The following is a 23,580-nucleotide window of genomic DNA, read 5'->3' as shown; positions in this document are numbered from 1 at the left end:
TTGTCACAAAAGAGAATGCATGCTCAAATTGAACGCATGTCATGGTGCTTTTGACTATGCTACACCTAGCGCCACAAGCATGGCATCGGACGAACAAACCCGTACAATGCCTGCCTGTATAGAGGGTTGTAACAAAATAAGCAGTGCGCGCCGTGTTTATAAAAGACGGGGTGCAGTGTTAAAAGTAGTCCCAGTTGCGCCTGTTAACTTTTTTACCTGCCTGGATTGGGCAGTTTTTTATAGTCTTTCAACAGATGGACGCGCCCCAGGCGCAGGAAAAGTAGCGTTTTGAAGAAATCCACCGCAGCACCCAAAACAGTCGTTCCGCTCTGGCGCCAGCATTTGCACTACCGGCTCAAGGAAGGTGCATTGATCGCCATCGGTGCCTTGTGCCTGTTCCTGATGATGGCCTTGCTGACCTACGGCAAGGACGATCCGGGCTGGAGTCATAACAGCAAGATTGATGACGTGCAGAACTTCGGGGGGCCGGCCGGTTCCTACAGCGCCGACATCCTGTTCATGGTGCTGGGTTACTTCGCCTACATTTTCCCGTTGCTGCTGGCGATCAAGGTGTATCAGATCTTCCGTCAGCGTCACGAGCCGTGGCAATGGAGTGGCTGGCTGTTCTCCTGGCGCCTGATCGGCCTGGTGTTCCTGGTGCTGTCCGGCGCGGCGTTGGCGCACATCCATTTTCACGCTGCCACCGGTCTGCCGGCGGGCGCTGGCGGTGCTTTGGGCGAAAGCCTCGGCGATCTGGCCAGGAATGCGCTGAATATCCAGGGCAGCACACTGCTGTTCATCGCGCTGTTCCTGTTCGGCCTGACGGTGTTCACCGACCTGTCGTGGTTCAAGGTGATGGACGTCACCGGCAAGATTACCCTCGACCTTTTCGAGCTGTTCCAGGGGGCGGCCAATCGCTGGTGGGCGGCTCGTACCGAGCGCAAGCAACTGGTTGCGCAGCTGCGTGAAGTTGATGATCGCGTCCATGACGTGGTCGCGCCGACTGTCACCGACAAGCGCGAGCAGGCCAAGGTCAAGGAGCGCCTGATCGAACGTGAGCAGGCCCTGAGCAAGCACATGTCGGAACGCGAAAAGCAGGTACCACCCGTCATCGCGCCAGCCCCGCCGAAGCCGGTGGCACCGAGCAAGCGTGTGGAAAAAGAGAAACAGGCCCCATTGTTCGTCGACAGTGCGGTGGAAGGCACCTTGCCGCCGATCTCGATTCTCGACCCCGCAGAAAAAAAACAACTCAATTACTCGCCCGAATCCCTGGCCGCGGTTGGCCATTTGCTGGAAATCAAGCTCAAGGAATTCGGCGTCGAAGTCACGGTGGATTCGATTCACCCGGGCCCGGTGATTACCCGTTACGAAATTCAACCGGCCGCCGGTGTGAAAGTCAGCCGCATTTCCAACCTGGCGAAAGACCTGGCGCGTTCCCTGGCCGTGACCAGCGTGCGTGTGGTTGAGGTGATTCCCGGCAAGACCACCGTCGGTATCGAGATTCCCAATGAAGACCGCCAGATCGTGCGCTTTTCCGAAGTACTGTCGACGCCCGAGTACGACAACTTCAAATCGCCGGTTACCCTGGCCCTGGGTCATGACATCGGTGGCAAGCCGGTCATCACTGACCTGGCAAAAATGCCTCACCTGCTGGTGGCGGGTACCACCGGTTCCGGTAAGTCGGTGGGTGTGAACGCCATGATCCTGTCGATCCTGTTCAAGTCTGGCCCGGAAGACGCCAAGCTGATCATGATTGACCCGAAAATGCTTGAACTGTCGATATACGAAGGCATTCCGCATTTGCTGTGCCCGGTCGTGACCGACATGAAGGACGCGGCCAACGCCCTGCGCTGGAGCGTGGCGGAGATGGAGCGTCGCTACAAACTGATGGCGAAGATGGGCGTGCGTAACCTGTCCGGCTTCAACGCCAAGGTCAAGGAAGCCCAGGACGCCGGCACGCCGCTGACCGATCCGCTGTACAAGCGCGAAAGCATTCACGACGAAGCCCCGCTGCTGACCAAGCTGCCGACCATCGTCGTGGTCGTCGACGAATTTGCCGACATGATGATGATCGTCGGCAAGAAGGTGGAAGAGCTGATCGCCCGTATCGCCCAGAAGGCTCGTGCCGCCGGTATCCACTTGATCCTCGCGACCCAGCGTCCGTCGGTTGACGTGATCACCGGCCTGATCAAGGCCAACATCCCCACGCGCATGGCGTTCCAGGTGTCGAGCAAGATCGACTCCCGGACCATCATCGACCAGGGTGGCGCCGAGCAACTGCTGGGTCATGGTGACATGTTGTATATGCCGCCTGGCACCAGCCTGCCGATTCGTGTTCACGGCGCATTCGTGTCCGATGATGAAGTTCACCGCGTCGTGGAAGCCTGGAAGCTGCGCGGTGCACCTGAATACAACGACGACATCCTCAACGGTGTCGAAGAGGCCGGCAGTGGCTTCGAAGGCAGCAGCGGTGGCGGCGACGGCGACGATCCGGAAGCCGACGCGTTGTACGACGAAGCAGTGCAGTTCGTCCTGGAAAGCCGTCGTGCGTCCATTTCTGCGGTTCAGCGCAAACTGAAAATTGGCTACAACCGCGCCGCACGCATGATCGAAGCCATGGAAATGGCCGGGGTCGTGACGTCCATGAACACCAACGGTTCGCGTGAAGTCCTGGCGCCTGGCCCGGTACGCGACTGATTTGATTTGAAGCAGAGTGGCGCAGTGACGCGCCACTCGCATCCCCCACGAATATCAAGAGGACTCCCATGCGTCTTATCCGCATGCTGTTGCTGCCGGTACTGGCTTTGACCACGCTCTCGGCCCACGCCGATGACAAAGACGTGGCGCGTTTGACTCAATTGCTGGAAAAATCCCAGACCCTGACCGCACGCTTCTCCCAGTTGACGCTTGATGGCAGTGGCACCCAATTGCAGGAAACCGCTGGTGATATGTCGTTGCAGCGCCCAGGCCTGTTCTACTGGCACACCAATGCGCCGGCCGAACAAACCATGGTGTCCGACGGCAAGAAGGTCACGCTGTGGGACCCGGATCTGGAGCAGGTCACTATCAAGACCCTCGACATGCGTCTGACCCAGACTCCGGCGCTGCTGCTGTCCGGTGACGTGTCCAAAATCAGCCAGAGCTTCGACATCAGCGCCAAGGAAGCCGGCGGCGTAATCGACTTCACCCTGAAGCCGAAAACCAAGGACACCCTGTTCGACAGCCTGCGTCTGTCGTTCCGTAATGGTCTGGTCAACGACATGCAACTGATCGACAGCGTCGGTCAGCGCACCAATATCCTGTTCACCGGCGTGAAGGCCAACGAGCCGATCCCGGCATCCAAGTTCAAGTTCGATATCCCCAAGGGTGCGGACGTAATTCAAGAGTAAAACGCAAAACCTGTGGGAGCGGGCTTGCTCGCGAAGGCGGTGTGTCAGTTAACATTGATGGCGACTGACACACCGCCTTCGCGAGCAAGCCCGCTCCCACATTGTCCTGCGGTGTTCAAGTAGTGAGGTTTCGCAAGTAGTGATGGACCTGTTTCGCAGTGCCCCGATCGCTCAACCCTTGGCCGCTCGCTTGCGAGCAGCCAATCTGGACGAGTACGTCGGTCAGGAACACCTGCTCGCTCGCGGCAAGCCATTGCGCGAAGCCCTGGAGCAGGGAGCCCTGCACTCGATGATTTTCTGGGGCCCGCCGGGTGTGGGCAAAACCACCCTGGCGCGGCTGTTGGCGGAAGTCTCGGATGCGCACTTCGAAACGGTCTCGGCCGTGCTGGCCGGCGTCAAGGAAATCCGTCAGGCGGTGGAAATCGCCAAGCAACAGGCCGGGCAGTACGGCCGGCGCACCATCCTGTTCGTTGATGAGGTGCACCGCTTCAACAAATCGCAGCAGGATGCATTCCTGCCGTACGTTGAAGACGGCACGTTGATTTTCATTGGTGCGACCACCGAAAACCCCTCTTTCGAACTCAATAACGCGTTGCTCTCCCGGGCACGCGTCTATGTGCTCAAAAGCCTCGACGAAGCGGCCCTGCGCAAGTTGGTGCAACGCGCACTGACTGAAGAGCGTGGTCTGGGCAAACGGCAACTGAGCCTCAGCGATGAAGGCTTCCAGATGCTGTTGTCTGCCGCCGATGGCGATGGCCGGCGGCTGCTCAACCTGTTGGAAAATGCCTCTGACCTGGCCGAAGACAACAGCGAGATCGGTACCGACCTGCTGCAAAGTCTGCTCGGCGATACCCGTCGACGTTTCGACAAGGGCGGCGAAGCGTTCTACGACCAGATTTCGGCGCTGCATAAATCCGTACGGGGTTCCAACCCCGATGGCGCGCTGTATTGGTTCGCGCGGATGATCGACGGCGGGTGCGATCCGCTGTACCTGGCGCGGCGTGTGGTGCGCATGGCCAGCGAAGACATTGGCAACGCCGACCCGCGCGCCCTGAGCCTGTGCCTGGCGGCGTGGGAAGTGCAGGAACGTCTGGGCAGCCCCGAAGGCGAGCTGGCGGTGGCCCAGGCCATCACCTATCTGGCTTGTGCGCCGAAAAGCAATGCGGTGTATATGGGCTTCAAGACCGCACTGCGCGCCGCCGCCGAACACGGCTCGCTGGAGGTGCCGCTGCATCTGCGCAATGCGCCGACCAAACTGATGAAGCAGTTGGGTTATGGCGATGAATACCGCTATGCCCACGATGAACCGGACGCCTATGCCGCCGGCGAAGATTATTTCCCGGAAGAGCTGGACCCGATTCCGTTCTATCAGCCGGTGCCGCGTGGCCTGGAATTGAAGATTGGTGAAAAGCTCAATCACCTGGCCAAACTCGATCGTTTAAGCCCCCGGCAGCGGAGAAAATAGTGCTTCCAGTGATCGTTGCGGTTTCCGTCGGCGGGATGGCCGGTACGTTGTTGCGCTTTGCCACGGGCAACTGGATCAACGCTAATTGGCCGCGGCACTTCTATACCGCGACGCTGGCCGTTAATATCGTGGGCTGTTTGCTGATCGGCGTTCTATACGGTCTGTTTTTGATACGCCCGGAGGTGCCGTTTGAGGTGCGTGCCGGGTTGATCGTCGGCTTCCTCGGAGGGCTGACGACTTTTTCATCCTTTTCACTGGATACGGTGCGCTTGCTGGAAAGCGGGCAAGTGCCGCTGGCCCTGGGCTATGCGACGCTCAGCGTATTCGGCGGGCTGCTTGCCACCTGGGCCGGCCTGTCCTTGACCAAACTTTGATAAACGAGAAACCGACATGCTCGATTCCAAACTGTTACGTAGCAACCTTCAGGACGTAGCGGACCGCCTGGCATCCCGTGGCTTTGTGCTGGATGTTGCGCGCATCGAAGCGCTGGAAGAACAGCGCAAGACCGTCCAGACCCGCACCGAAGCACTGCAGGCTGAACGTAATGCCCGTTCCAAATCCATCGGTCAGGCCAAGCAGCGCGGTGAAGACATCGCGCCGTTGATGGCGGATGTCGAGCGCATGGCGAACGAATTGAGCGCTGGTAAAGTCGAGCTGGACGCGATCCAGACCGATCTGGATTCGATCCTGCTGGGCATCCCGAACCTGCCGCACGAATCGGTGCCGGTGGGCGATGACGAAGACGGCAACGTCGAAGTGCGCCGCTGGGGCACTCCGACCGCCTTCGATTTCCCGGTTCAGGACCACGTCGCCCTGGGCGAAAAGTTCGGCTGGCTGGACTTCGAAACCGCCGCCAAGCTGTCGGGTGCGCGTTTCGCCCTGTTGCGTGGCCCGATTGCCCGTCTGCACCGCGCCCTGGCGCAGTTCATGATCAACCTGCACGTCACCGAGCACGGCTACGAAGAGGCTTACACGCCTTATCTGGTTCAGGCCCCGGCGTTGCAAGGCACCGGTCAGTTGCCGAAATTCGAAGAAGACCTGTTCAAGATCACTCGCGAAGGCGAAGCCGATCTGTACCTGATCCCGACTGCTGAAGTGTCGCTGACCAACATCGTGGCCGGCGAAATCGTCGATTCGAAACTGCTGCCGATCAAATTCGTTGCCCACACGCCATGCTTCCGCAGTGAAGCCGGTGCGTCGGGTCGTGATACGCGCGGCATGATCCGTCAGCACCAGTTCGACAAAGTCGAAATGGTCCAGGTCGTTGAGCCATCGACCTCGATGGAAGCACTGGAAGGCCTGACCGCCAACGCCGAGAAAGTCCTGCAACTGCTGGAACTGCCTTACCGGACCCTGGCGCTGTGCACCGGCGACATGGGCTTCAGCGCGGTCAAGACCTACGACCTGGAAGTGTGGATTCCGAGCCAGGACAAATACCGCGAGATTTCGTCGTGCTCCAACTGCGGCGACTTCCAGGCCCGTCGTATGCAAGCGCGTTTCCGCAACCCGGAAACCGGCAAGCCTGAGCTGGTTCACACCCTGAACGGTTCTGGCCTGGCAGTCGGTCGTACCCTGGTCGCGGTGCTGGAAAACTATCAGCAGGCCGACGGTTCGATCCGTGTGCCAGAAGTGCTGAAGCCATACATGGGTGGCATTGAGGTCATCGGCTAAATGAACTATCTGCCGCTGTTTCACAACCTGCGCGGCAGTCGTGTGTTGGTCGTCGGTGGGGGGGAAATTGCCTTGCGCAAATCCCGCCTGCTGGCCGATGCCGGTGCGCTGCTGCGGGTGGTTGCACCTGAAATCGAACTGCAACTGCGCGAACTGGTTGCCGGCAGCGGTGGCGAGTGTCTATTGCGTGGTTACATCGAGGCGGATCTGGACGGTTGCGGGCTGATCATTGCCGCCACCGACGACGAATCGTTGAACGCACAAGTCTCCGCCGATGCTCATCGGCGGTGTGTGCCGGTCAATGTGGTAGATGCACCTGCGCTGTGCAGCGTGATTTTCCCGGCGATTGTCGATCGTTCCCCCTTGATTATTGCCGTGTCCAGCGGCGGCGATGCGCCGGTGTTGGCACGCTTGATCCGCGCCAAGATCGAAACCTGGATTCCTTCCACTTATGGTCATCTGGCCGGACTGGCCGCAGGCTTTCGCCATCAGGTGAAAAAACTGTTCCCGGATGTGCAGCAGCGCCGCGCGTTCTGGGAAGACGTATTCCAGGGGCCAATTGCCGACCGCCAGCTAGCCGGACAGGGCGCCGAAGCCAAGCGTCTGCTGCAAGCGAAAGTCGATGGCGAGGCGCCAGTGACCACCGGTGAGGTATATCTGGTGGGCGCAGGGCCGGGGGATCCCGATCTGCTGACGTTCAAGGCGCTGCGCCTGATGCAGCAAGCCGATGTGGTGCTGTACGACCGTCTGGTGGCTCCGGCGATTCTGGAGTTGTGCCGCCGCGACGCCGAGCGGGTCTACGTCGGCAAGCGCCGCGCCGATCACGCTGTGCCGCAGGATCAGATCAACCAGCAATTGGTGGTCCTGGCCAAGGCCGGCAAGCGTGTAGTGCGGTTGAAGGGCGGTGATCCGTTCATCTTCGGTCGCGGCGGTGAAGAGATCGAAGAGCTGGCGGCCCAGGGCATCCCGTTCCAGGTGGTGCCGGGTATCACGGCGGCCAGCGGTTGCGCGGCCTATGCCGGAATTCCGTTGACTCACCGCGATTACGCGCAGTCCGTGCGATTTGTTACCGGACATTTGAAGGACGGTTCCACCGATCTGCCGTGGGCCGATCTGGTCGCGCCGGCGCAGACATTGGTGTTCTACATGGGCCTGGTGGGCTTGCCGATCATCTGCGAGCAATTGATCAAGCACGGTCGCGGGGCGGACACCCCAGCAGCGTTGATCCAGCAGGGCACCACCGTTAATCAGCGTGTATTCACCGGTACCTTGGCGGATTTGCCACAGTTGGTGGCGGAGCATGAAGTGCATGCGCCGACGCTGGTGATCGTGGGCGAAGTGGTGCAACTGCGCGAGAAACTGGCGTGGTTCGAAGGGGCTCAGGGGCAGGTCTAGAAACCGGCTAACTGATCATTCCCACGCTCTGCGTGGGAATGAATTCCTTGGCGCTCCGCGTCACAAACGGGACGCGGAGCGTCCTTGGCGGCATTCCCACGCGGAGCGTGGGAACGATCAGCATCTGCAAAAATCTCAGGCCCTGCGCCAAACCCCTTTCCCGTTCAACCGCGCCCGGTCATGCGGCGCATTGAAATCCTGCTCTGGCCCCTTAGGCACAACCCCCGTCGGGTTGATGGTCTTGTGGCTGGCGTAGTAGTGGCTCTTGATGTGGGTGAAGTCCACCGTCTCGGCGATTCCCGGCCACTGATAAATCTCACGCAACCAATTCGACAGGTTCGGATAATCGGCAATCCGTCGCAGATTGCATTTGAAGTGCCCGTAGTACACCGCGTCAAAACGGATCAGCGTGGTAAACAGCCGAATATCCGCTTCAGTCAGGTATTCACCCGTCAGATAGCGGTTGGCGCCCAATAGCTGCTCCAGTCGATCCAGTTCTTCAAACAAGCCATCGAACGCTTCTTCATAGGCCTGTTGCGACGTTGCAAATCCAGCCCGGTAAACGCCGTTGTTCACCGCGGGGTAAATTCGCTCGTTCAACGCATCGATCTCGGCGCGCAGTGGCTGCGGATAGAAATCCAGATCATTGCCCGTCAGGTCATCGAATGCGCTGTTGAACATGCGGATGATCTCCGCCGATTCATTGTTGACGATGCGATTCTGCTGCTTGTCCCACAAAACCGGCACCGTGACGCGGCCGGTGTAGTGGGCAGTGTCGGTGGTGTAGCGCTGGTGCATGAAGTCGAGGTGATCGAGCTTGTCACCGGTGGAGCCCAGGCTCTGGTCGAAGGTCCAGCCGTTTTCCAGCATCAGCCAACTGACTACAGAGACGTCGATCAGGCTGTCGAGGCCTTTGAGTTTGCGCAGGATCAGCGTGCGGTGGGCCCACGGGCAGGCGAGGGACACGTAGAGGTGATAGCGACCGGCCTCGGCGGCAAAGCCACCGACGCCCGTCAGCCCCGGTTTGCCGTCGGTGGTCACCCAGTTGCGACGTTGCGCCTGTTCACGCTGGAAAGCGCCGTCCTTGCTGCTTTCGTACCACTTGTCTTGCCAACGGCCATCGACTAACAAACCCATGTTCAAGACTCCTGAACCAATAATCGTTGGAGTTGAGTCTATTCCCATGAACCTGAACCAAAAGCGCAAAGATCGGGAGAAAATGATCGGTTAAATAGATTTGTTGCGTGCAACCCAATACTGCTCGGCGGTTTCGAAGGCTTGCTCGCGGCTCTGACCGAGCCCGCGCAAGGCCAGGGCCATGGTCGAAATCAGGGCCATTTGCGGATAGCTGTCGACCACGTCGCCGCGCCAGACGGCCTTCAAATGCTCGGGGTCGAGGGACGCCGGTTTGACGTGACGCTGGGCCGACAGTTGCGGCCATTCTTCATCCCAGCTTTCGCCGCCCGTGGTGCCGTACAAATGGCTGTCGGCGTCCGGGTTGATCTCGATCTCGCCGCCGTCGCCCTTGACCACAATGGCCGTGTCGCCCAGCAAGCCGCTGGCATCGCGATGCACGGCCTGATAGCCGGGGTGGAAAATACTTTGCAGGCCGCAGCGAGCGCCCAGCGGATTGAGGATGCGCGTCAGGGAATGGATCGGCGAACGCAGGCCCAAGGTGTTGCGCAGGTCGATCATGCGCTGGAGTTGCGGCGCCCAATCCACCAGCGGCATGAACGCCAGGCCACCGTTATCGAGTGCATCACCGACCTGTTGCCAGTCGCGGCACAGGGGGATGTTCAGGTCATTGAGCAGTTGTTCGCTGTACAGCCGACCGGCCGTGTGTGCGCCCGCGCCGTGCATGAAGATACGCACGCCGTTCTGCGCCAGGCACTTGGCCGCCAGCAGGTACCACGGCAAATGACGTTTCTTGCCGGCATACGTCGGCCAGTCCAGATCGACATTTAAGACGGGAGCTTGCAATCGTTCACGCAGGGCCTCGGTGAAACCGGCCATTTCCTCGGCGCTTTCTTCCTTATGTCGCAGCAACATCAAAAACGCCCCGAGCTGGGTGTCTTCGACCTTGTCGTCGAGCACCATGCCCATGGCTTCGCGGGCTTCTTCACGTGTCAGGTCGCGGGCGCCGCGCTTGCCTTTACCGAGGATTCGCACGAACTGGGCGAACGGATGCTCGGCGGGTGTTTCGAGGGTCAGCGCTGGGAAGTCGGTCATAAGCAATTCGTCGGTTTGGGCAGGCCCGCCAGTTTCGCGGCGAGTTTGGCGGGGGTGCCTTTGAACAGTCGGTTGAGGTGCAGGCTGTTGCCTTTTTCCGGGCCGAGCTTCAATGCGGTGTATTTGATCAAGGGGCGGGTGGCCGGCGACAGCTGGAACTCGTCGTAGAAACGGCGCAGCAGTTCGAGGATTTCCCAGTGCTCGGGGCTCAACTCGATGTCTTCGGCGGCGGCCAGGGCGGCAGCGACGTCGGCAGACCAGTCACTGAGTTCGACCAGAAAACCGTCCTTGTCCAACTCGATGGCGCGGGCGCCGACCGTCAGGGAATTCATAGCCAACTGTTGACCTTGTCATGGTGAATCGACAGATCGACGAAGGCCGGGTAATCGATGGCCTTGGCCCAGTCCGGGGTTTCAATGGACCGGGCTTGAACATCCTCGGCCAGCACGAAAAGGTTCAGGGCGCGAGTGTTCAACGTATTGAAAGGCGCAGTGCCCGGCTGCAGGGCATACACCGCGTCGCCGCTCAGCAAGAGCGCATCGTTCGCGCCGATCACGCGCAGGCAACTGCTCAGGCGATCGTCGCCGAACGGGGAGTGAGACAACACATGCAAAGTCGACATCAGAGGGTGATCACCTGGTCGTAGCGGTCAATAAGGGCGGTGATTTCGTGAGCGGTCAGCGCCCGGGCTTCTTCGAGCGGCAGGCTGTTCGGGTCCAGCCCACGTTCTGCGGCACTGTCGGCACAGACGAACAGCTCGTCGACACCGAACATCGGCAAGGCTTGCAGGTTGGCGCTCAGGTCTTTTTGTTGCAATGCCTTGGCGTCCTGTTTCGCGGCGAGCTGGAACACCCCGTCATCGAGAAACAGCAGGCCGATGGGCAGATCGAAGGCGCCGCCGGCGAGGACGATGTCCAGTGCTTCGCGTGCATTTGGTCCGGACCAAGGCGCCTGTCGGCTGATAATCAGCAAGGATTTAGGCATCTTACGCGCCTCCAAAGCAGATCAAACGGTCGGCGCCCTGCACCGCGTCATGCAATTGCCCCAGACCGGACAATTCCCACGGCGCGCCCACGGCAACGGCGTCACGTTGATAACGCCCGGCTTCTTCTTCGTTCAATACCCCGCGACGCAGGGCCGCGGCGATACACACGACGCCATCCAGTTGGTGCTCGCTGACAAAGGTGCGCCATTGCTTGGGCACGTCCAGCTCATCTTGCGGCGTGACCACGCTGGCGGACGCGTTGTAGACGCCATCCTGATAAAAAAACAACCGGACAATCTCATGCCCGCCGGCCAGCGCAGCCTGAGCGAACAGCAAGGCGCGGCGCGAGGAGGGCGCATGGGCGGCGGAAAACAGCGCAATGGCGAATTTCATGACGGACTCGATCAACAAACTGCGGCCATGATAAAGCTTTATCGGCGGGGCGGCTAAATCGATGTTGTCTGGGCGGGCCTCATCGTCGGAACGCCGCCCGGAGCAGGCTTACTCCTGCAGGAGGTTGGGTGATGCCTGAGATTGCAGTTTCACCACAACCACCTGCAGGAGTGAGCCTGCTCGCGATAGCGGTCTAACAGGCAACGCCTGAATCAACGCGGCATATACCCCAACTGCCAGCGCCGCGGAATCTTCAACGACACCACCCCCAGCACACCCGCCAGCAATCCGCTGGCGAACAATGCCTGAAGCCCCAAATGATGTTCCAGCACCGCCCCAAGGACAGCCCCGGCGAACATCCCGGTCCAGGGAATCAGTTGCACGCGCCAGCCATTGCGCCGTTCGCCGAGCATCCAGCGCCCCAGCCCCCGTCCGAAGCGCGACAGGGCGCCGGTGACATAGGTCAGGCCAACCGGCAGGCCGTTCACTTCCTCGACGGCGGCATTGAGCATGCCCATGGCGATGATCGCCGCCAGCAGCGCGGGCAATTGTTCGTCGTAAGGCCAGGTGGCTGCCGCGCACAGCAACGCGGCGATGGTCAGCATCAAGGGCAGCGCCCGTCGCCCGCCGAGGCGGCTGACGACAATGCCCAAGGCGTTGCCGACGATGAAGGTGGCCACGAGCAGCAGCAAACGCCCGGTCAGCCCCAGATCGCCGACGCTGATGGCCACGGCGAGCCGCGTGGTGTTGCCGCTCATGAACGAGACAAAATCGCCGCTGGCCATGAAGCCGATGGCGTCGGTCATTCCGGCGAGGACCGAGAGCATGGCCACCAGTGTCATGCCTATGCGCCCACGCCACTTTTGCGTGCGCAGGTGACCGGGGCTGGCGTGGGAGGTTGAGGCGGAAGGCAGCATGGGCGATGACATCCTTGAACGGTGGTTACGGTTGTATCCCGTACAACTCGCAATAGTCCAGCCATTCCATGCCCGCCATTTCCGCCACTTCCTTATGCACTTCCAGGCGTTGGGCTTGATAGTCCGCAGGCGTGGCGGCAGTCATTTGCAGCGTCAGTTCCCAGGCGAACAACCCTTGGCGCTCGGCCTCATCTTCGAACGCTTCATGCAAGCGCTCGTCGCGATACTGCGCCTGGGTTTCACCCTTGGCTTGTGCCAGCAGCGGGTTGAGGTTGTCGAGTTCGTGACGCAGTTCAGGGCGCTCGTCGAGAAACTTCTTCAGCGCCTGCTCGTGTTGCTGTTCAGTTGCCGCCATGGTCGCTCCTTGAGAATGGATTACGAAGACTGCTTCTTGCTGGCCTTGGCCGCTGCCGCCAGGCATTCGAGGGCGAACTGTTCGGTGTAGGTCATCTGGATTGGCGTGGTTTCGCCTTTGACGGTGCGTTCGCCGTCGAGGATGTAACGAATGCGCTTGTCGGTGACGCCAATGCGCTTGGCGATCCAGGAAGGCGTCTGGCCGATCTGGCTGATCAGTTTGTCGGCGTATTCGGTGGTCGGTTTGTAGAATTCGGCGTTGGGTGTCATTGGGCTTTCCAGAAATAGACGCGATGCGGCATGAATGGCGCGACAGGGTGCGCGAATCATCGCGCGGTGTCGCGGTATAAATGAAGTAAAGCAGAACGAAACGGCGCGCCACGGTGATACAGTCCGCTTTTTCTTGATGAGCGAATGCAATGCGAATTCTGATGGTGGCGCTGGCCGTAACGTTGCTGGCGGGATGCGCGGGCTCGGTGATGGACGATGCTCGTACCAAGACCCCGTACAAAACCCTGAACTCGGACAAGCCGTCATTGGCCGTGGCCCAGTGCGTGCAGTTTTCCTGGCAGGACGAAGCGGTATTCGGCGTCGATGCCGCCGCTTATCTGCAGCCTGGCAAAAAGGGCGGGTCGACCGTCTACACGCGGTCGGCGGAGTCCTTTGTGGACGTGACCACCGATGCGTCCGGTACCGTGCTGAGTTACTACGCGCAACATGACGACTTCGTCGCCAAGCGCCGTTTGGCAGCGTTGGCGACCTGTTTGTAAGCGATTCAGGCGTTTATCAGGCGCTTCTGAAAAAATAAGCGCTTGTGGCCGGGCGGGTAGTCGGCAATCTGGCCCAGCTCGCTGTAGCCGAGCTTTTCGTAAAACTTCGGCGCCTGAAAGTCGAAGGTGTCCAGCCAGATTCCCACGCATTCCTTTTCCCGTGCGAGATCTTCGGCCATCTGCATCAACTTCGAGCCCAGGCCCTGTCCCCGGCCCTGTTCGGGCACCGACAGCAATTCGATGTACAACCACTGGTAAAAGAAGCGGCCATACAACCCGCCGAGAATCTCGCCGTGGTCGTCGCGCACCAGCAAGGCCAGCGGTTGCGCATTGGACGGGCCGGCCTGAGCCGCGTTGTAGGCGCGCAGTGGTGTGAGGATGGCCTCACGTTGTTCATCAGTGGGGTTTTGCGACTGTTCAATTCGCAGGGGCATGAGCGACATACTTATGGCAATGAATCAGGAGCCTAGCGTGGTGATGGCGTTTGTTCTATCCCTGGCGCACCAAAGGAACCGTCGTGGTGGCACGGATGTCTAGCCTAAACAGCGTCACCCCGGAACGCCGCCGATGAGGACAACCCGTGAATATTTTCGAAGCCCTGCGCGAAAGCCACGAACGTCAAAGGACCTATGCCAAGGCACTGATCAAAACCAGTGGTGACACCCCGGAGCGGGTCGAGGCTTACCAGCAACTCAAGTCCGAGCTTCAAGCCCACGCTACTGCCGAAGAACGCCACTTCTATATCCCGCTGATGGAATTCGACAACGGCGTCGACCTGAGCCGCCATGCCATCGCCGAACACCACGAGATGGACGAAATGATGGAGGAACTGGACGGCACCGAGATGTCCAGCCCGTCATGGCTTGTGACCGCGAAAAAGCTGTCCGAGAAGGTTCATCATCACCTCAAGGAGGAAGAGCAGAAGTTCTTCCAGATGGCCGGCAAACTGCTCGATGACAAGCAAAAAGAAGCGCTGGCCGGCCAGTACGAGAAGGAATACAAGGCTCAGTTGTCCTGAGCCTGTGGCTGGACCCGTTAAGGAGCTGCTACAAGGTTCGCATTAGGGAGATGCCAGGCTTTTTCGTTTTCGCCTACCATGAGCACTTTTCACGAAAAAGGATGCGGTGCCATGGCGAACACAGCCGAACGGGTCAACATCATCCAATCCCAGGTGTTGTCCCACGACTGGTATCTGCTGAAGAAAATCACCTTCGACTATCAGCGTAACAACGGCGACTGGCAGCGCCAGACCCGCGAGGTCTATGACCGTGGTAACGGCGCGGCGATTCTGCTGTTCAATCGCCAGAAGCGAACCGTGGTGCTGACCCGGCAGTTCCGCTTGCCGGTGTTCGTCAACGGCCATGACGGATTACTGATCGAAGTGGCCGCCGGCTTACTTGAAGGTGCCGCGCCGGAAGAACGCATCCGCGCCGAAGCCGAAGAAGAAACCGGTTACCGCGTGCACCATGTGCAGAAGGTCTTCGAGTCGTATATGAGCCCCGGCTCGGTCACTGAAAAACTGCATTTTTTCATCGCCGAATACGACGCTGCTTCAAAAGTCAGCGAAGGCGGTGGGCTGGAAGAAGAGACCGAAGAACTGGAAGTGCTGGAGTGGGCGTTCGATGAGGCACTTGAAGCGTTTTATCGCGGGGAGATCTGCGACGCCAAGACCATCATGCTGCTGCAATATGCGGCGATGAAGAACATCTTCGCGACACCTTAGCGTCCATCAAAACAAATCATCCATCCTGCTGGCGCCTGCCCATTCGCAACCCTCAAGCGTCAGCAAACGTTCCTTCGCCTCAAGCCCTCCGGCGAACCCGGTGAGTTTTCCCGAGGCCCCGATCACCCGATGGCAGGGCGCCACAATCGATATCGGGTTCTTGCCATTCGCGGCTCCCACTGCCCGAACTGCGCTCGGATTGCCGATTTGCTTGGCTATCTGGCTATAGCTGCGCGTTTCTCCGAACGGGATGGTCAGCAGCGCCGCCCACACCTTCTTCTGAAATTCCGTTCCGGCAAAATCCAGTTCCAGCTCGAAGCGATCGCGCGTGCCGGCAAAGTATTCCTGCAACTGCTGAGCGGCGCGTACCAGAATCGGGTTGTCCGGGGCTTCGTGCATCGGGCCAAGCCGAACCCGGTTCGGTTTGTCGTTTTCCCAGAGGATGGCCGCCAGTCTTGCGTCTTTCGCTACCAGCTTCAGTTCGCCAACCGGAGACGCCAGAGTGGTGAAGGTGTAGGTCATGCTGGCGGACTCCGCAGAAGGGCTGAATAGAGGCCCAGCATACTGTTCCGACGGGGAGGCGCAATACGTAATCCCGACCATACTTGCCTGTGCTTTTGAACTGCTCACTCTGTTTTGTGCAGAGCCCAAAAACAAAAAAGAGACCGACTGATGAAGTACGAACCTTTTGCCAAATCGCTCATAGCGACCTCCTTGGCGCTTAGTTGCCTGACTGCCCATGCCGCTTCCGTAGCCCCGGTTGCGGCCGAAAACGGCATGGTGGTCACCGCCCAACATCTGGCCTCCCAGGTGGGGGTCAATGTGCTCAAGAACGGCGGCAACGCCGTGGATGCCGGCGTCGCGGTGGCGTATGCGCTGGCGGTGGTGTATCCCGCAGCGGGCAACCTCGGTGGCGGCGGTTTCATGACCATTCAGCTGGCGGACGGGCGCAAGACGTTCCTCGATTTCCGCGAAAAAGCGCCGCTGGCTGCCACCGCCAACATGTACCTCGACAAAGAAGGCAATGTCGTCCCCGACCTCAGTACCCGTGGCCACCTGGCCGTCGGCGTGCCGGGGACTGTGTCCGGCATGGAACTGGCCCTGACCAAGTACGGCACCAAGCCGCGCAAGGAAGTGATTGCCCCGGCGATCAAACTGGCGGAAGACGGTTTTGTCCTGGAGCAGGGCGATGTCGATTTGCTGGACTACGCCACCGACGTGTTCAAGAAAGACATGAAGGACTCGGGCTCGATTTTCCTGAGCAACGGCGAGCCGATGCAGGTCGGACAAAAACTGGTGCAGAAAGACCTGGCCAAAACCCTGCGGGAAATTTCCGAGAAGGGTGCCGACGGTTTCTATAAAGGGTGGGTCGCCGACGCCATCGTCACGTCCAGTCAGGCCAACAAAGGCATCATCACCCAGGCCGATCTCGACAAATACAAGACCCGAGAACTGGCGCCGATTGAGTGCGATTACCGGGGCTATCACGTGGTGTCGGCACCGCCACCGAGCTCCGGCGGGGTGGTGATCTGCGAGATCATGAACATCCTCGAAGGCTACCCGATCAAAGACCTCGGCTACCACTCGGCCCAGGGCATGCACTATCAGATCGAAGCCATGCGCCACGCTTATGTGGACCGCAACAGCTACCTCGGCGACCCGGACTTCGTGAAAAATCCGATCGCGCATCTGCTGGATAAAAATTACGCCACCAAAATCCGCGATGCCATCGACCCGAAAAAGGCCGCTATCTCCAGCGAGCTCAAACCCGGCGTAGCGCCGCATGAGGGCAGCAACACCACGCACTTCTCCATTGTCGACAAGTGGGGCAATGCGGTGTCGATGACCTACACCCTCAACGACTGGTTTGGCGCTGGCGTCATGGCCAGCAAAACCGGGGTCATCCTCAACGACGAAATGGACGACTTCACCTCGAAAATCGGTGTGCCGAACATGTACGGCCTGGTGCAAGGGGAGGCCAACGCTATCGCACCCGGCAAAGCACCGCTGTCGTCGATGAGCCCGACCATCGTCACCAAGGACGGTAAAGTCGTGATGGTCGTCGGCACCCCGGGCGGCAGCCGCATCATCACTGCGACCTTGCTGACCATGCTCAACGTGATCGACTACGGCATGAACATCCAGGAAGCGGTGGATGCACCGCGGTTCCACCAGCAATGGTTGCCCGAAGAAACCAACCTGGAGACCTTCACCACCAGCCCGGACACGGTGAAAATCCTCGAAAGCTGGGGTCACAAGTTTGCCGGGCCACAGGATGCCAACCACGTGGCGGCAATCCTGGTTGGTGCGCCTTCGCTGGGCGGCAAACCGGTCGGCAAAAACCGTTTCTACGGCGCCAACGACCCACGCCGTAACACCGGGTTGTCACTCGGTTACTAAGGGTTGTGTTTAACAGGGGACGGATCTGCTTTTTCGTCCCCTGATCTACCGACTGATCAAGGAAGGGGCCATGGCTACCGCACTGCTAATTATCGACGTCCAGAGGGCACTGTGCTCGGGCGAGTACGCGTGCTTCGAGATCAACCGCGTCATCGAGAACATCAACCACCTCAGCACCCGAGCCCGGATAGCCGGGGTGCCGGTTGTTTTCATTCAGCATGAAGAAGAGGGTGGCCCTCTGGTATATGACACCGACGGCTGGCAACTGGCCGAAAGCCTGGAAGCCGAGCCCAAGGATTATTACGTACGCAAAACCACACCGGATTCGTTCTATCAGACCAACCTTCAACAGCTGCTGTCGAAAGAGGAATTCGAGCGTCTGATCATCTGTGGTTTGCAAACCGATTATTGCGTCAACGCGACCGTGCGCCAGGCACTGAAAATGGGATATGACGTGGTGCTGGCGGCCGACGCGCACTCCACCGTCGACAACGGTAACCAAAGTGCCGAAGACATCATCGTCGAGCACAATAAGGACTTGGCGCACCTGACCGGTTCGGTGGCGCGTATCGACGTCATGCCGGCGGGTGAGATCAAAATCTGAGCCGCGGCGAAACGACCCGCCACGCAGGCACATTCAGTTGTTTGTGAACTTACGTTGCAGCAAAAATCTCGATCAGCTCCGTGAGGAATGCACTCACCACGTCGCGCTGCCGCGCCGAATGCCGAACGGCAGCATGGAAGCCGACTTCATAGCGCAACTGCTCAGGGTTCAGCGGATGCAACTGCCCCAGTTGTTGATGCTTGGCCGCGTAGTGCTGTGGCAGAAAGCCCAGGTGCTGGCCCGACAGAATGAGCAGGGCGGCACCGTCCATGCTGTCGGTGAGTACGGTCAACCGCTCGAGGGTGGTGGGCGCGGGCATTTCCGGCAGCGGGTGGCTGGGCCAGACCCAATCGTAATCGCGGACGTCATCGCGGGTCAGTGCGCCGACGTGATCGAACAATGGGTGCGCCGGGGCGCAGTAGGCGATTTGGGTTTCCTTGAACAAGGGGAAGTAATCGATGTTGGGCAAACGATGCCAGAAGTACCCGATGGCCAGATCGATATGGCCGTTGATGATTTTTTCTTCCAGCAAGGATGACGACAGCTCGGTGAAGTGGAAGTACAGGCCTTCATGTTGCGAGCGCAAACGCGCGATGGCCAGGGCGATGTTCTTGTTGGCGGATGGATCGATTTGACCCAGCAGGCCGATGTTGATGTTGCCCGACACCTTGCGATTGATGTGCTGGACCTCAACCCGAAACCCTTCGGCCGCCGCCAGCAATCGACGGGCCGCTTCGACAAACTGCCCCCCTTTGGGCGTCACCGAAAACCCGCCGCGACCTCGCTCGCACAGACGAAACCCGACCCTCGCTTCGAGCGTCGCCAATTGCGCACTGATGGTGGGTTGAGTGGTGTTGAGCGCCGTTTGCGCGGCCGATATTCCGCCCGCCTCAACGACAGTCAGGAAGACCCGGATCAAGCGCAAATCCAGTTCCGATACAGTGCCCAGCATGTGTGCCCCCCTGTTTGCCACATAGATGCCGATCTATGTAAACAGTGTGCCTGCGATATTTTACCGCCCTGACTAACGCCCTACATTGCAATGAAACCGGCGCTTTGCCCATAAAAACAACAATTACCAGCATAGGAACAATCGTATGTCAGGTTCTCCGCAGTCTGTGCACGCCATTGCAGCGAGCAGCGGGTTGGCCATCGAAGGCCACTCGATCGATTACATTCCGGAAAATGAACGTCACGCCAAACTGAGCAGCCAGGGGCCTTTCTGGTTTCTGGGCAACTTCCACTTCTTCACCATCTCCATCGGTTTTGTCGGCCCGAGCCTTGGGTTGTCGGCGCTGTGGACCCTGCTGGCCGGTGCGCTGGGCATTATGTTCGGCACCATTTTCATGGCGTTTCACGGCTCGCAAGGTCCGGAGATGGGCCTTCCGCAAATGATCCAGTCCCGCGCCCAGTTTGGTTATCGCGGTGTGATCCTGGCCTTGATGGCGACGATGTTTGTGTTCGTCGGTTTCAACGTGGTGAACATCTCGCTGATCATGAACGGCCTGGAACATGTCTTCGGTTTCGACCCGACGATTGTCGCCGTGGCGGTGGTACTGATTGGCGCGCTGTTGTCGATCTACGGCCATGACCTGATGCACAAAGCGTTCAAATGGGCATTGTTGGCGACGTTGCCCCTGTATGCACTGGTGACCATCGCCTTGATGTTCGGTGCCGGCCAGGAAGGCGTCACCCCGGCGACAGACCTGGGTTTCAACTGGGTTGCGTTTGCCACGCTGTTTGCCATCGGTGCGAGTTACAACATTTCCTATGCGCCCTATGTGTCCGACTATTCCCGATACCTGCCGAAAAACACCAGCCGCCCGAAATTGATCGCCGCGGTGTTCATCGGCGCTTCGCTGTCCGGTGGCTGGATGATCGGCCTCGGTGCGTGGCTGGCGCAGCAACTGAAAGCGGCGGATGCGCTGGTGGCGTTGAACCAGGTCGGCTCTTCGATGATTCCGGGCTTGGGCAATGTGCTGGTCATTGTCTCGGTGGCGGGCTTTCTGCCGATCATCGCGCTCAACACTTACAGCGCCATGCTGACGTTGCTGACCGGTGTCGACTCGATCAAAAAGATCACGCCGACACCGCGTGCCCGAGTCATGTCCATCAGCGTGATCAGCATCATCCTGTTGACCTGCGTGTTGTCGATCAAAGGTGATGGCATCGCGTTGTTGAACACCTTCCTCGTGTTGTTGCTGTACTTCCTCGTGCCCTGGACCGCCGTCAATCTGGTGGACTACTTTTTCGTGCGCAAGGGCCGCTACGCGATCCCGCATTTCTTCACGCCGAAGGGCATCTACGGCGCTTGGCAATTTCGCGGCATCGTCTCGTACCTGATCGGTTTTGCCGCGATGGTGCCGTTCTTCTACATCTTTGATGCGTCTGCCAACAAAGAGGTATTCGTCGGTCCGCTGGCGCGCATGCTGGAAGGTGTGGACATTGCCTGGCTGGTGGGACTGGTGGTGTCGGGCCTGACGTATTACCTCCTCAGTCGTTCGATAGACCTCGCGGCCGAACGCCGGATCATCGATTCGATTACCGAGGACGACATTATTTCCATGGCTAAACAGCCTGTTGAGGAGGCGCGTTGAACAGCGCAAAGAAAACGGTGGTCGCCTGCTGCCAGGTGGCACCGAGAGTCGGCGATCTGGCTTACAACCGGACGCTGTGCGAACGCGCGATTCGTTCAGCGGCGAATCAAGGCGCACAGATTGTGGTGCTTCCAGAACTGGTGCAGAGCGGTTACGTGTTCAACCACCGTAGCGAGGCCTTGTCCTTGGCAGAACCGACAGAGGGGCCAACCTTGCGCCTGTGGGAGGCACTCGCCCGCGAACTGAACATCGTCGTAGTCGGTGGATTCTGCGAACGCTTGCAGGGCGATGAGTTGGCCAACAGTGCCGCCCTGATTGATGCCCAAGGCCTGCGCGCCGTGTACCGCAAAGCGCACCTCTGGGATGCCGAGCGTGAAATATTCAGCGCCGGTAACGCCGCGCCGCCGGTGGTTGAAACGGTTCATGGGCGAATCGGCATGCTGATTTGCTATGACCTGGAGTTCCCTGAGTGGGTGCGGCTCCCGGCACTGGCCGGCGCGGATTTGCTGTGCGCTCCGGTCAATTGGCCGGACGGACCGAGGCCTCCCACCGAGCGGGCGGCGGAAGTGGTGCGGGTTCAGGCCAATGCTTCAGTTAACCGGATGTTCATCGCTGCGTGTGACCGGCATGGGCATGAGCGCGGTGTCGGGTGGGTGCAAGGCTCGGTCATCGTCGATGCGGATGGTTATCCGCTGGCAGGACCGGCCGAGCAGGGTGGTGAGCAGATTCTGCTGGCAACCCTCAACCTTGCCGAGGCGCGAAACAAACGCATCAGTGCACGCAACGATTTGCACCGGGATCGGCGGCAGGGGTTGTATGGGGGCGTCGAGGGATGAAGCGCTAGATCGCCGCTGTTTCTGTCACCGGGTGCGGTGGCAGGGAAGGGGCGACTGTTGGACGATTCTCAAAAGGGATTGATTGAGATTTTTGCTCCTGCGCGTTCCTTGGTCCTGATATTCGGTTGTTGACACCCGGGCTGACAGTACTAACCTATAGCTGTGGGAATATTTCCCACAAGAGATGCTGACTGGCTCTGAAGGACCGTGCGGAAACCGCAGTTGCTCGTTGTTGCTGCATATTCATGGCCGCGCCGGTTGGCTGGCCGCTTCAATGGGCGGCCGGGAACTCATTGGATATTGCGTTCGATACGGAGATGACTTCGCAACTCCAAGTGGAGGTGCATCATGCTGCTCAAGAAATGTTTATTGGCTCTGGCAATCGGCGGAGTCCTGTCGGCATCGACTGTTCTGGTGCCTGATTACATCAATAGTTTCTCCAGCGTGTATGCCAAAGATGGCGGCAGCGGCGGTGGTGGAGGAGGCCACGGCGGTGGCGGTGGTCACGGTGGAGACGGCGGAGGCGGTCACGGTGGCGGAGGCTCTGGTAATGGAGGCTCCGGCGGCGGTGGTGGTCACGGTGGCGGCAGCGGTGGCGGTGGCTCCGGCAATGGAGGCAATGGAGGTTCCGGAGGCGGTGGTCACGGTGGCGACGGCGGTGGCTCCGGAAGTGGTGGTCACGGCGGCGGCGACCATGGCGCTGGCGGCGATCATGGTGCTGGAGGCCATGACGGTAACGGTCATGCAGGCCCGGGGCGCGGCGACGCTGACCATGGTGGTGTTGCTGGGAACAGAGGCCCAGGCAATGCGCGTGACAACGATGACAACGATGACAACGATGCCGCAGATGCAGCCAGGGACGCTGCCAGAAACGATGCAAATGCAGCCAGAGATGCTGCCAGAAATGATGCAGATGCAGCCCGGGACGCTGCAAAAGCTGCTGCAGATGCAGCTAGAGATGCCGCCAGAGCCGAGGCGGATGCAGCCAGGGATGCTGCAAAAGCTGCTGGCGTAGCGGGCGCAGATGCAACCCGAGACGCTGCCAGGGCGGCTGCCGATGCAGCCAGGGACGCCGCACGACGAGATGCAGATGCAGCAAGAGATGCTGCAAGGGCTGCTGCCGATGCAGCCAGGGACGCAGCTAAAGTTGACGCGAACGCAGCCAGAGAGGCTGCCAAAGCTGAGGCGAGGGCCGCCAGAGAGGATGTGGCGGACGCCCCAGATGCCCCGGACGCGCCGGATTTCGACGCGGTTGAGGTACAGAACTAGGCCAGCACGTTCCGAACGAACACGGCTGGCATACCCGAAGAAAACGTCCCGAGCGTTTGAGGGACGTATCGGCAATGAGTCGCAAGCCCTGAATAGACGCGGGGTTTGCGACTTTTTTTCGTATGGCGATCAAGAAACGCGCCAGACATACAGCGCATACCACGCCGTAAGGGCAACCCCCATCTCCATTCGTGCCCCTAGCCATCGGTCGGCTTTCTCCTGCGCGGGTTGACCCGGAGTCAGAAAGGACTAACTTACGTCTAGCGGGAAAATTTCCCACGAAAATTATTCTTAAGAAATTTTAAAGCTACGGGGTTGATCCCATGCCGCTCCCGGATTGCAACCTGATTGCGTTGGCTCAGCTCGTGGCAAATCACCTGGAGAATGCACGATGAACACTTACCTGCTTTTCAAGAGAGGGTTACTGGCGCTGGCAATCGGTGGCGTCCTTTCGGCTTCCATTGTTTTAGTACCAGATTCCATTTCCCATGACTCGAGTGCCTATGCCAAAGATGGTGGCGGTGGCGGTGGCGGTGGTGGTGGTGGTGGTGGTGGTGGTGGTGGTGGTGGTGGTGGTGGTGGT

General features: G+C 59.6%; 27 protein-coding genes and 1 pseudogene. 16 read left to right on the top strand and 12 right to left on the bottom strand.

Annotated features, from left to right (window positions below):
• The first annotated feature begins 19 nt into the window (after nt 1-19).
• The 7 genes from C7534_RS32355 (at nt 20) to cysG (ending at nt 7,920) form a co-directional block, all read left to right on the top strand.
• Nucleotides 20-292: a hypothetical protein gene (locus C7534_RS32355; RefSeq protein ID WP_146206178.1), complete on the top strand. Its 273-nt coding sequence runs from the start codon at nt 20-22 to the stop codon at nt 290-292.
• Nucleotides 289-2,697, top strand: coding sequence for a DNA translocase FtsK (locus C7534_RS18240; RefSeq protein WP_077431877.1), 2,409 nt, complete (start codon nt 289-291; stop codon nt 2,695-2,697). Before C7534_RS32355 ends, C7534_RS18240 begins: the two co-directional genes overlap by 4 nt.
• A 68-nt stretch (nt 2,698-2,765) precedes the next feature.
• Nucleotides 2,766-3,389: an outer membrane lipoprotein chaperone LolA gene (lolA, locus tag C7534_RS18235; protein ID WP_027925132.1), complete on the top strand. Its 624-nt coding sequence runs from the start codon at nt 2,766-2,768 to the stop codon at nt 3,387-3,389.
• A gap of 142 nt (nt 3,390-3,531) precedes the next feature.
• Nucleotides 3,532-4,854 (top strand): replication-associated recombination protein A, encoded by a 1,323-nt coding sequence (locus C7534_RS18225; RefSeq protein ID WP_109786595.1) that lies wholly within the window; start codon nt 3,532-3,534, stop codon nt 4,852-4,854.
• Nucleotides 4,854-5,228 carry a fluoride efflux transporter CrcB gene (crcB, locus tag C7534_RS18220; RefSeq protein WP_046032473.1) on the top strand — a complete coding sequence of 125 codons (375 nt, stop codon included), beginning with the start codon at nt 4,854-4,856 and terminating at the stop codon, nt 5,226-5,228. The genes C7534_RS18225 and crcB overlap by 1 nt, the downstream gene beginning before the upstream one ends.
• Before the next feature lie 16 nt (nt 5,229-5,244).
• On the top strand, nt 5,245-6,525 hold the full coding sequence (serS, locus tag C7534_RS18215) for a serine--tRNA ligase (protein WP_046032472.1): 1,281 nt from the start codon (nt 5,245-5,247) through the stop codon (nt 6,523-6,525).
• Nucleotides 6,526-7,920 (top strand): siroheme synthase CysG, encoded by a 1,395-nt coding sequence (gene cysG, locus C7534_RS18210; RefSeq protein WP_109786594.1) that lies wholly within the window; start codon nt 6,526-6,528, stop codon nt 7,918-7,920.
• Between the two features lie 135 nt (nt 7,921-8,055).
• Here the strand turns inward: cysG and C7534_RS18205 are convergent, their stop codons facing one another.
• The 9 genes from C7534_RS18205 to C7534_RS18165 form a co-directional block, all read right to left on the bottom strand.
• A complete protein-coding gene (locus C7534_RS18205; protein ID WP_109786593.1) occupies nt 8,056-9,057 on the bottom strand; it encodes a glutathione S-transferase family protein in 1,002 nt (333 codons plus the stop codon).
• Between the two features lie 90 nt (nt 9,058-9,147).
• Nucleotides 9,148-10,149 (bottom strand): glycosyl transferase family protein, encoded by a 1,002-nt coding sequence (locus tag C7534_RS18200; protein WP_109786592.1) that lies wholly within the window; start codon nt 10,147-10,149, stop codon nt 9,148-9,150.
• Complete coding sequence (locus C7534_RS18195) at nt 10,146-10,481, bottom strand: TusE/DsrC/DsvC family sulfur relay protein (protein ID WP_046032468.1); 336 nt, start codon at nt 10,479-10,481, stop codon at nt 10,146-10,148. The genes C7534_RS18200 and C7534_RS18195 overlap by 4 nt, the downstream gene beginning before the upstream one ends.
• Nucleotides 10,478-10,771: a sulfurtransferase complex subunit TusB gene (gene tusB / locus C7534_RS18190; RefSeq protein ID WP_109786591.1), complete on the bottom strand. Its 294-nt coding sequence runs from the start codon at nt 10,769-10,771 to the stop codon at nt 10,478-10,480. The genes C7534_RS18195 and tusB overlap by 4 nt, the downstream gene beginning before the upstream one ends.
• Nucleotides 10,771-11,133: a sulfurtransferase complex subunit TusC gene (tusC, locus tag C7534_RS18185; protein ID WP_109786590.1), complete on the bottom strand. Its 363-nt coding sequence runs from the start codon at nt 11,131-11,133 to the stop codon at nt 10,771-10,773. The genes tusB and tusC overlap by 1 nt, the downstream gene beginning before the upstream one ends.
• Before the next feature lies 1 nt (nt 11,134).
• On the bottom strand, nt 11,135-11,527 hold the full coding sequence (gene tusD, locus C7534_RS18180; RefSeq protein WP_109786589.1) for a sulfurtransferase complex subunit TusD: 393 nt from the start codon (nt 11,525-11,527) through the stop codon (nt 11,135-11,137).
• Between the two features lie 212 nt (nt 11,528-11,739).
• Nucleotides 11,740-12,444 carry a YoaK family protein gene (locus C7534_RS18175; RefSeq protein ID WP_109786588.1) on the bottom strand — a complete coding sequence of 235 codons (705 nt, stop codon included), beginning with the start codon at nt 12,442-12,444 and terminating at the stop codon, nt 11,740-11,742.
• 25 nt (nt 12,445-12,469) lie between these two features.
• Nucleotides 12,470-12,799 (bottom strand): DUF6388 family protein, encoded by a 330-nt coding sequence (locus C7534_RS18170; RefSeq protein WP_109786666.1) that lies wholly within the window; start codon nt 12,797-12,799, stop codon nt 12,470-12,472.
• A gap of 20 nt (nt 12,800-12,819) precedes the next feature.
• Nucleotides 12,820-13,068: a hypothetical protein gene (locus C7534_RS18165; RefSeq protein ID WP_034146936.1), complete on the bottom strand. Its 249-nt coding sequence runs from the start codon at nt 13,066-13,068 to the stop codon at nt 12,820-12,822.
• Nucleotides 13,069-13,217: 149 nt separating this feature from the next.
• On the opposite strand from C7534_RS18165, the gene C7534_RS18155 reads away from it, so the two are divergent.
• Nucleotides 13,218-13,568 (top strand): hypothetical protein, encoded by a 351-nt coding sequence (locus C7534_RS18155; protein ID WP_046032462.1) that lies wholly within the window; start codon nt 13,218-13,220, stop codon nt 13,566-13,568.
• A gap of 5 nt (nt 13,569-13,573) precedes the next feature.
• On the opposite strand, the gene C7534_RS18150 is transcribed toward C7534_RS18155, so the two are convergent.
• Nucleotides 13,574-14,002 carry a GNAT family N-acetyltransferase gene (locus tag C7534_RS18150; RefSeq protein ID WP_109786587.1) on the bottom strand — a complete coding sequence of 143 codons (429 nt, stop codon included), beginning with the start codon at nt 14,000-14,002 and terminating at the stop codon, nt 13,574-13,576.
• Nucleotides 14,003-14,148: 146 nt separating this feature from the next.
• On the opposite strand from C7534_RS18150, the gene C7534_RS18145 reads away from it, so the two are divergent.
• Both C7534_RS18145 and C7534_RS18140 read left to right on the top strand, forming a co-directional pair.
• Nucleotides 14,149-14,586: a hemerythrin domain-containing protein gene (locus C7534_RS18145; protein WP_046032460.1), complete on the top strand. Its 438-nt coding sequence runs from the start codon at nt 14,149-14,151 to the stop codon at nt 14,584-14,586.
• Nucleotides 14,587-14,697: 111 nt separating this feature from the next.
• Nucleotides 14,698-15,291 (top strand): NUDIX domain-containing protein, encoded by a 594-nt coding sequence (locus tag C7534_RS18140; protein ID WP_109786586.1) that lies wholly within the window; start codon nt 14,698-14,700, stop codon nt 15,289-15,291.
• Between the two features lie 6 nt (nt 15,292-15,297).
• On the opposite strand, the gene C7534_RS18135 is transcribed toward C7534_RS18140, so the two are convergent.
• Nucleotides 15,298-15,813, bottom strand: a complete 516-nt coding sequence (locus C7534_RS18135; RefSeq protein ID WP_109786585.1) for a methylated-DNA--[protein]-cysteine S-methyltransferase — start codon at nt 15,811-15,813, stop codon at nt 15,298-15,300.
• A gap of 150 nt (nt 15,814-15,963) precedes the next feature.
• On the opposite strand from C7534_RS18135, the gene ggt reads away from it, so the two are divergent.
• Together ggt and C7534_RS18125 are read left to right on the top strand one after the other, a co-directional pair.
• Complete coding sequence (ggt, locus tag C7534_RS18130; protein ID WP_109786584.1) at nt 15,964-17,691, top strand: gamma-glutamyltransferase; 1,728 nt, start codon at nt 15,964-15,966, stop codon at nt 17,689-17,691.
• Nucleotides 17,692-17,761: 70 nt separating this feature from the next.
• Nucleotides 17,762-18,295, top strand: coding sequence for a cysteine hydrolase family protein (locus C7534_RS18125; protein WP_046032455.1), 534 nt, complete (start codon nt 17,762-17,764; stop codon nt 18,293-18,295).
• Between the two features lie 49 nt (nt 18,296-18,344).
• On the opposite strand, the gene C7534_RS18120 is transcribed toward C7534_RS18125, so the two are convergent.
• On the bottom strand, nt 18,345-19,247 hold the full coding sequence (locus tag C7534_RS18120; protein WP_109786583.1) for a LysR family transcriptional regulator: 903 nt from the start codon (nt 19,245-19,247) through the stop codon (nt 18,345-18,347).
• A 145-nt stretch (nt 19,248-19,392) separates the two neighbouring features.
• On the opposite strand from C7534_RS18120, the gene C7534_RS18115 reads away from it, so the two are divergent.
• From C7534_RS18115 to C7534_RS33115, 4 genes and pseudogenes are all read left to right on the top strand, one after another.
• A complete protein-coding gene (locus C7534_RS18115) occupies nt 19,393-20,892 on the top strand; it encodes a purine-cytosine permease family protein (RefSeq protein ID WP_109786582.1) in 1,500 nt (499 codons plus the stop codon).
• On the top strand, nt 20,889-21,728 hold the full coding sequence (locus C7534_RS18110; RefSeq protein ID WP_109786581.1) for a nitrilase family protein: 840 nt from the start codon (nt 20,889-20,891) through the stop codon (nt 21,726-21,728). The genes C7534_RS18115 and C7534_RS18110 overlap by 4 nt, the downstream gene beginning before the upstream one ends.
• Nucleotides 21,729-22,176: 448 nt before the next feature.
• Complete coding sequence (locus tag C7534_RS32525) at nt 22,177-22,743, top strand: hypothetical protein (RefSeq protein WP_158283924.1); 567 nt, start codon at nt 22,177-22,179, stop codon at nt 22,741-22,743.
• 645 nt (nt 22,744-23,388) lie between these two features.
• Nucleotides 23,389-23,580, top strand: a pseudogene (locus C7534_RS33115) (hypothetical protein); the annotation flags it as partial.

Source organism: Pseudomonas sp. OV226, assembly GCF_003148705.1.
In the GTDB taxonomy this organism is placed as follows: Bacteria; Pseudomonadota; Gammaproteobacteria; order Pseudomonadales; family Pseudomonadaceae; genus Aquipseudomonas.
The sequence above is the reverse complement of the archived record's forward strand: the minus strand, read 5'-3'. Positions and strand labels throughout refer to the sequence as shown.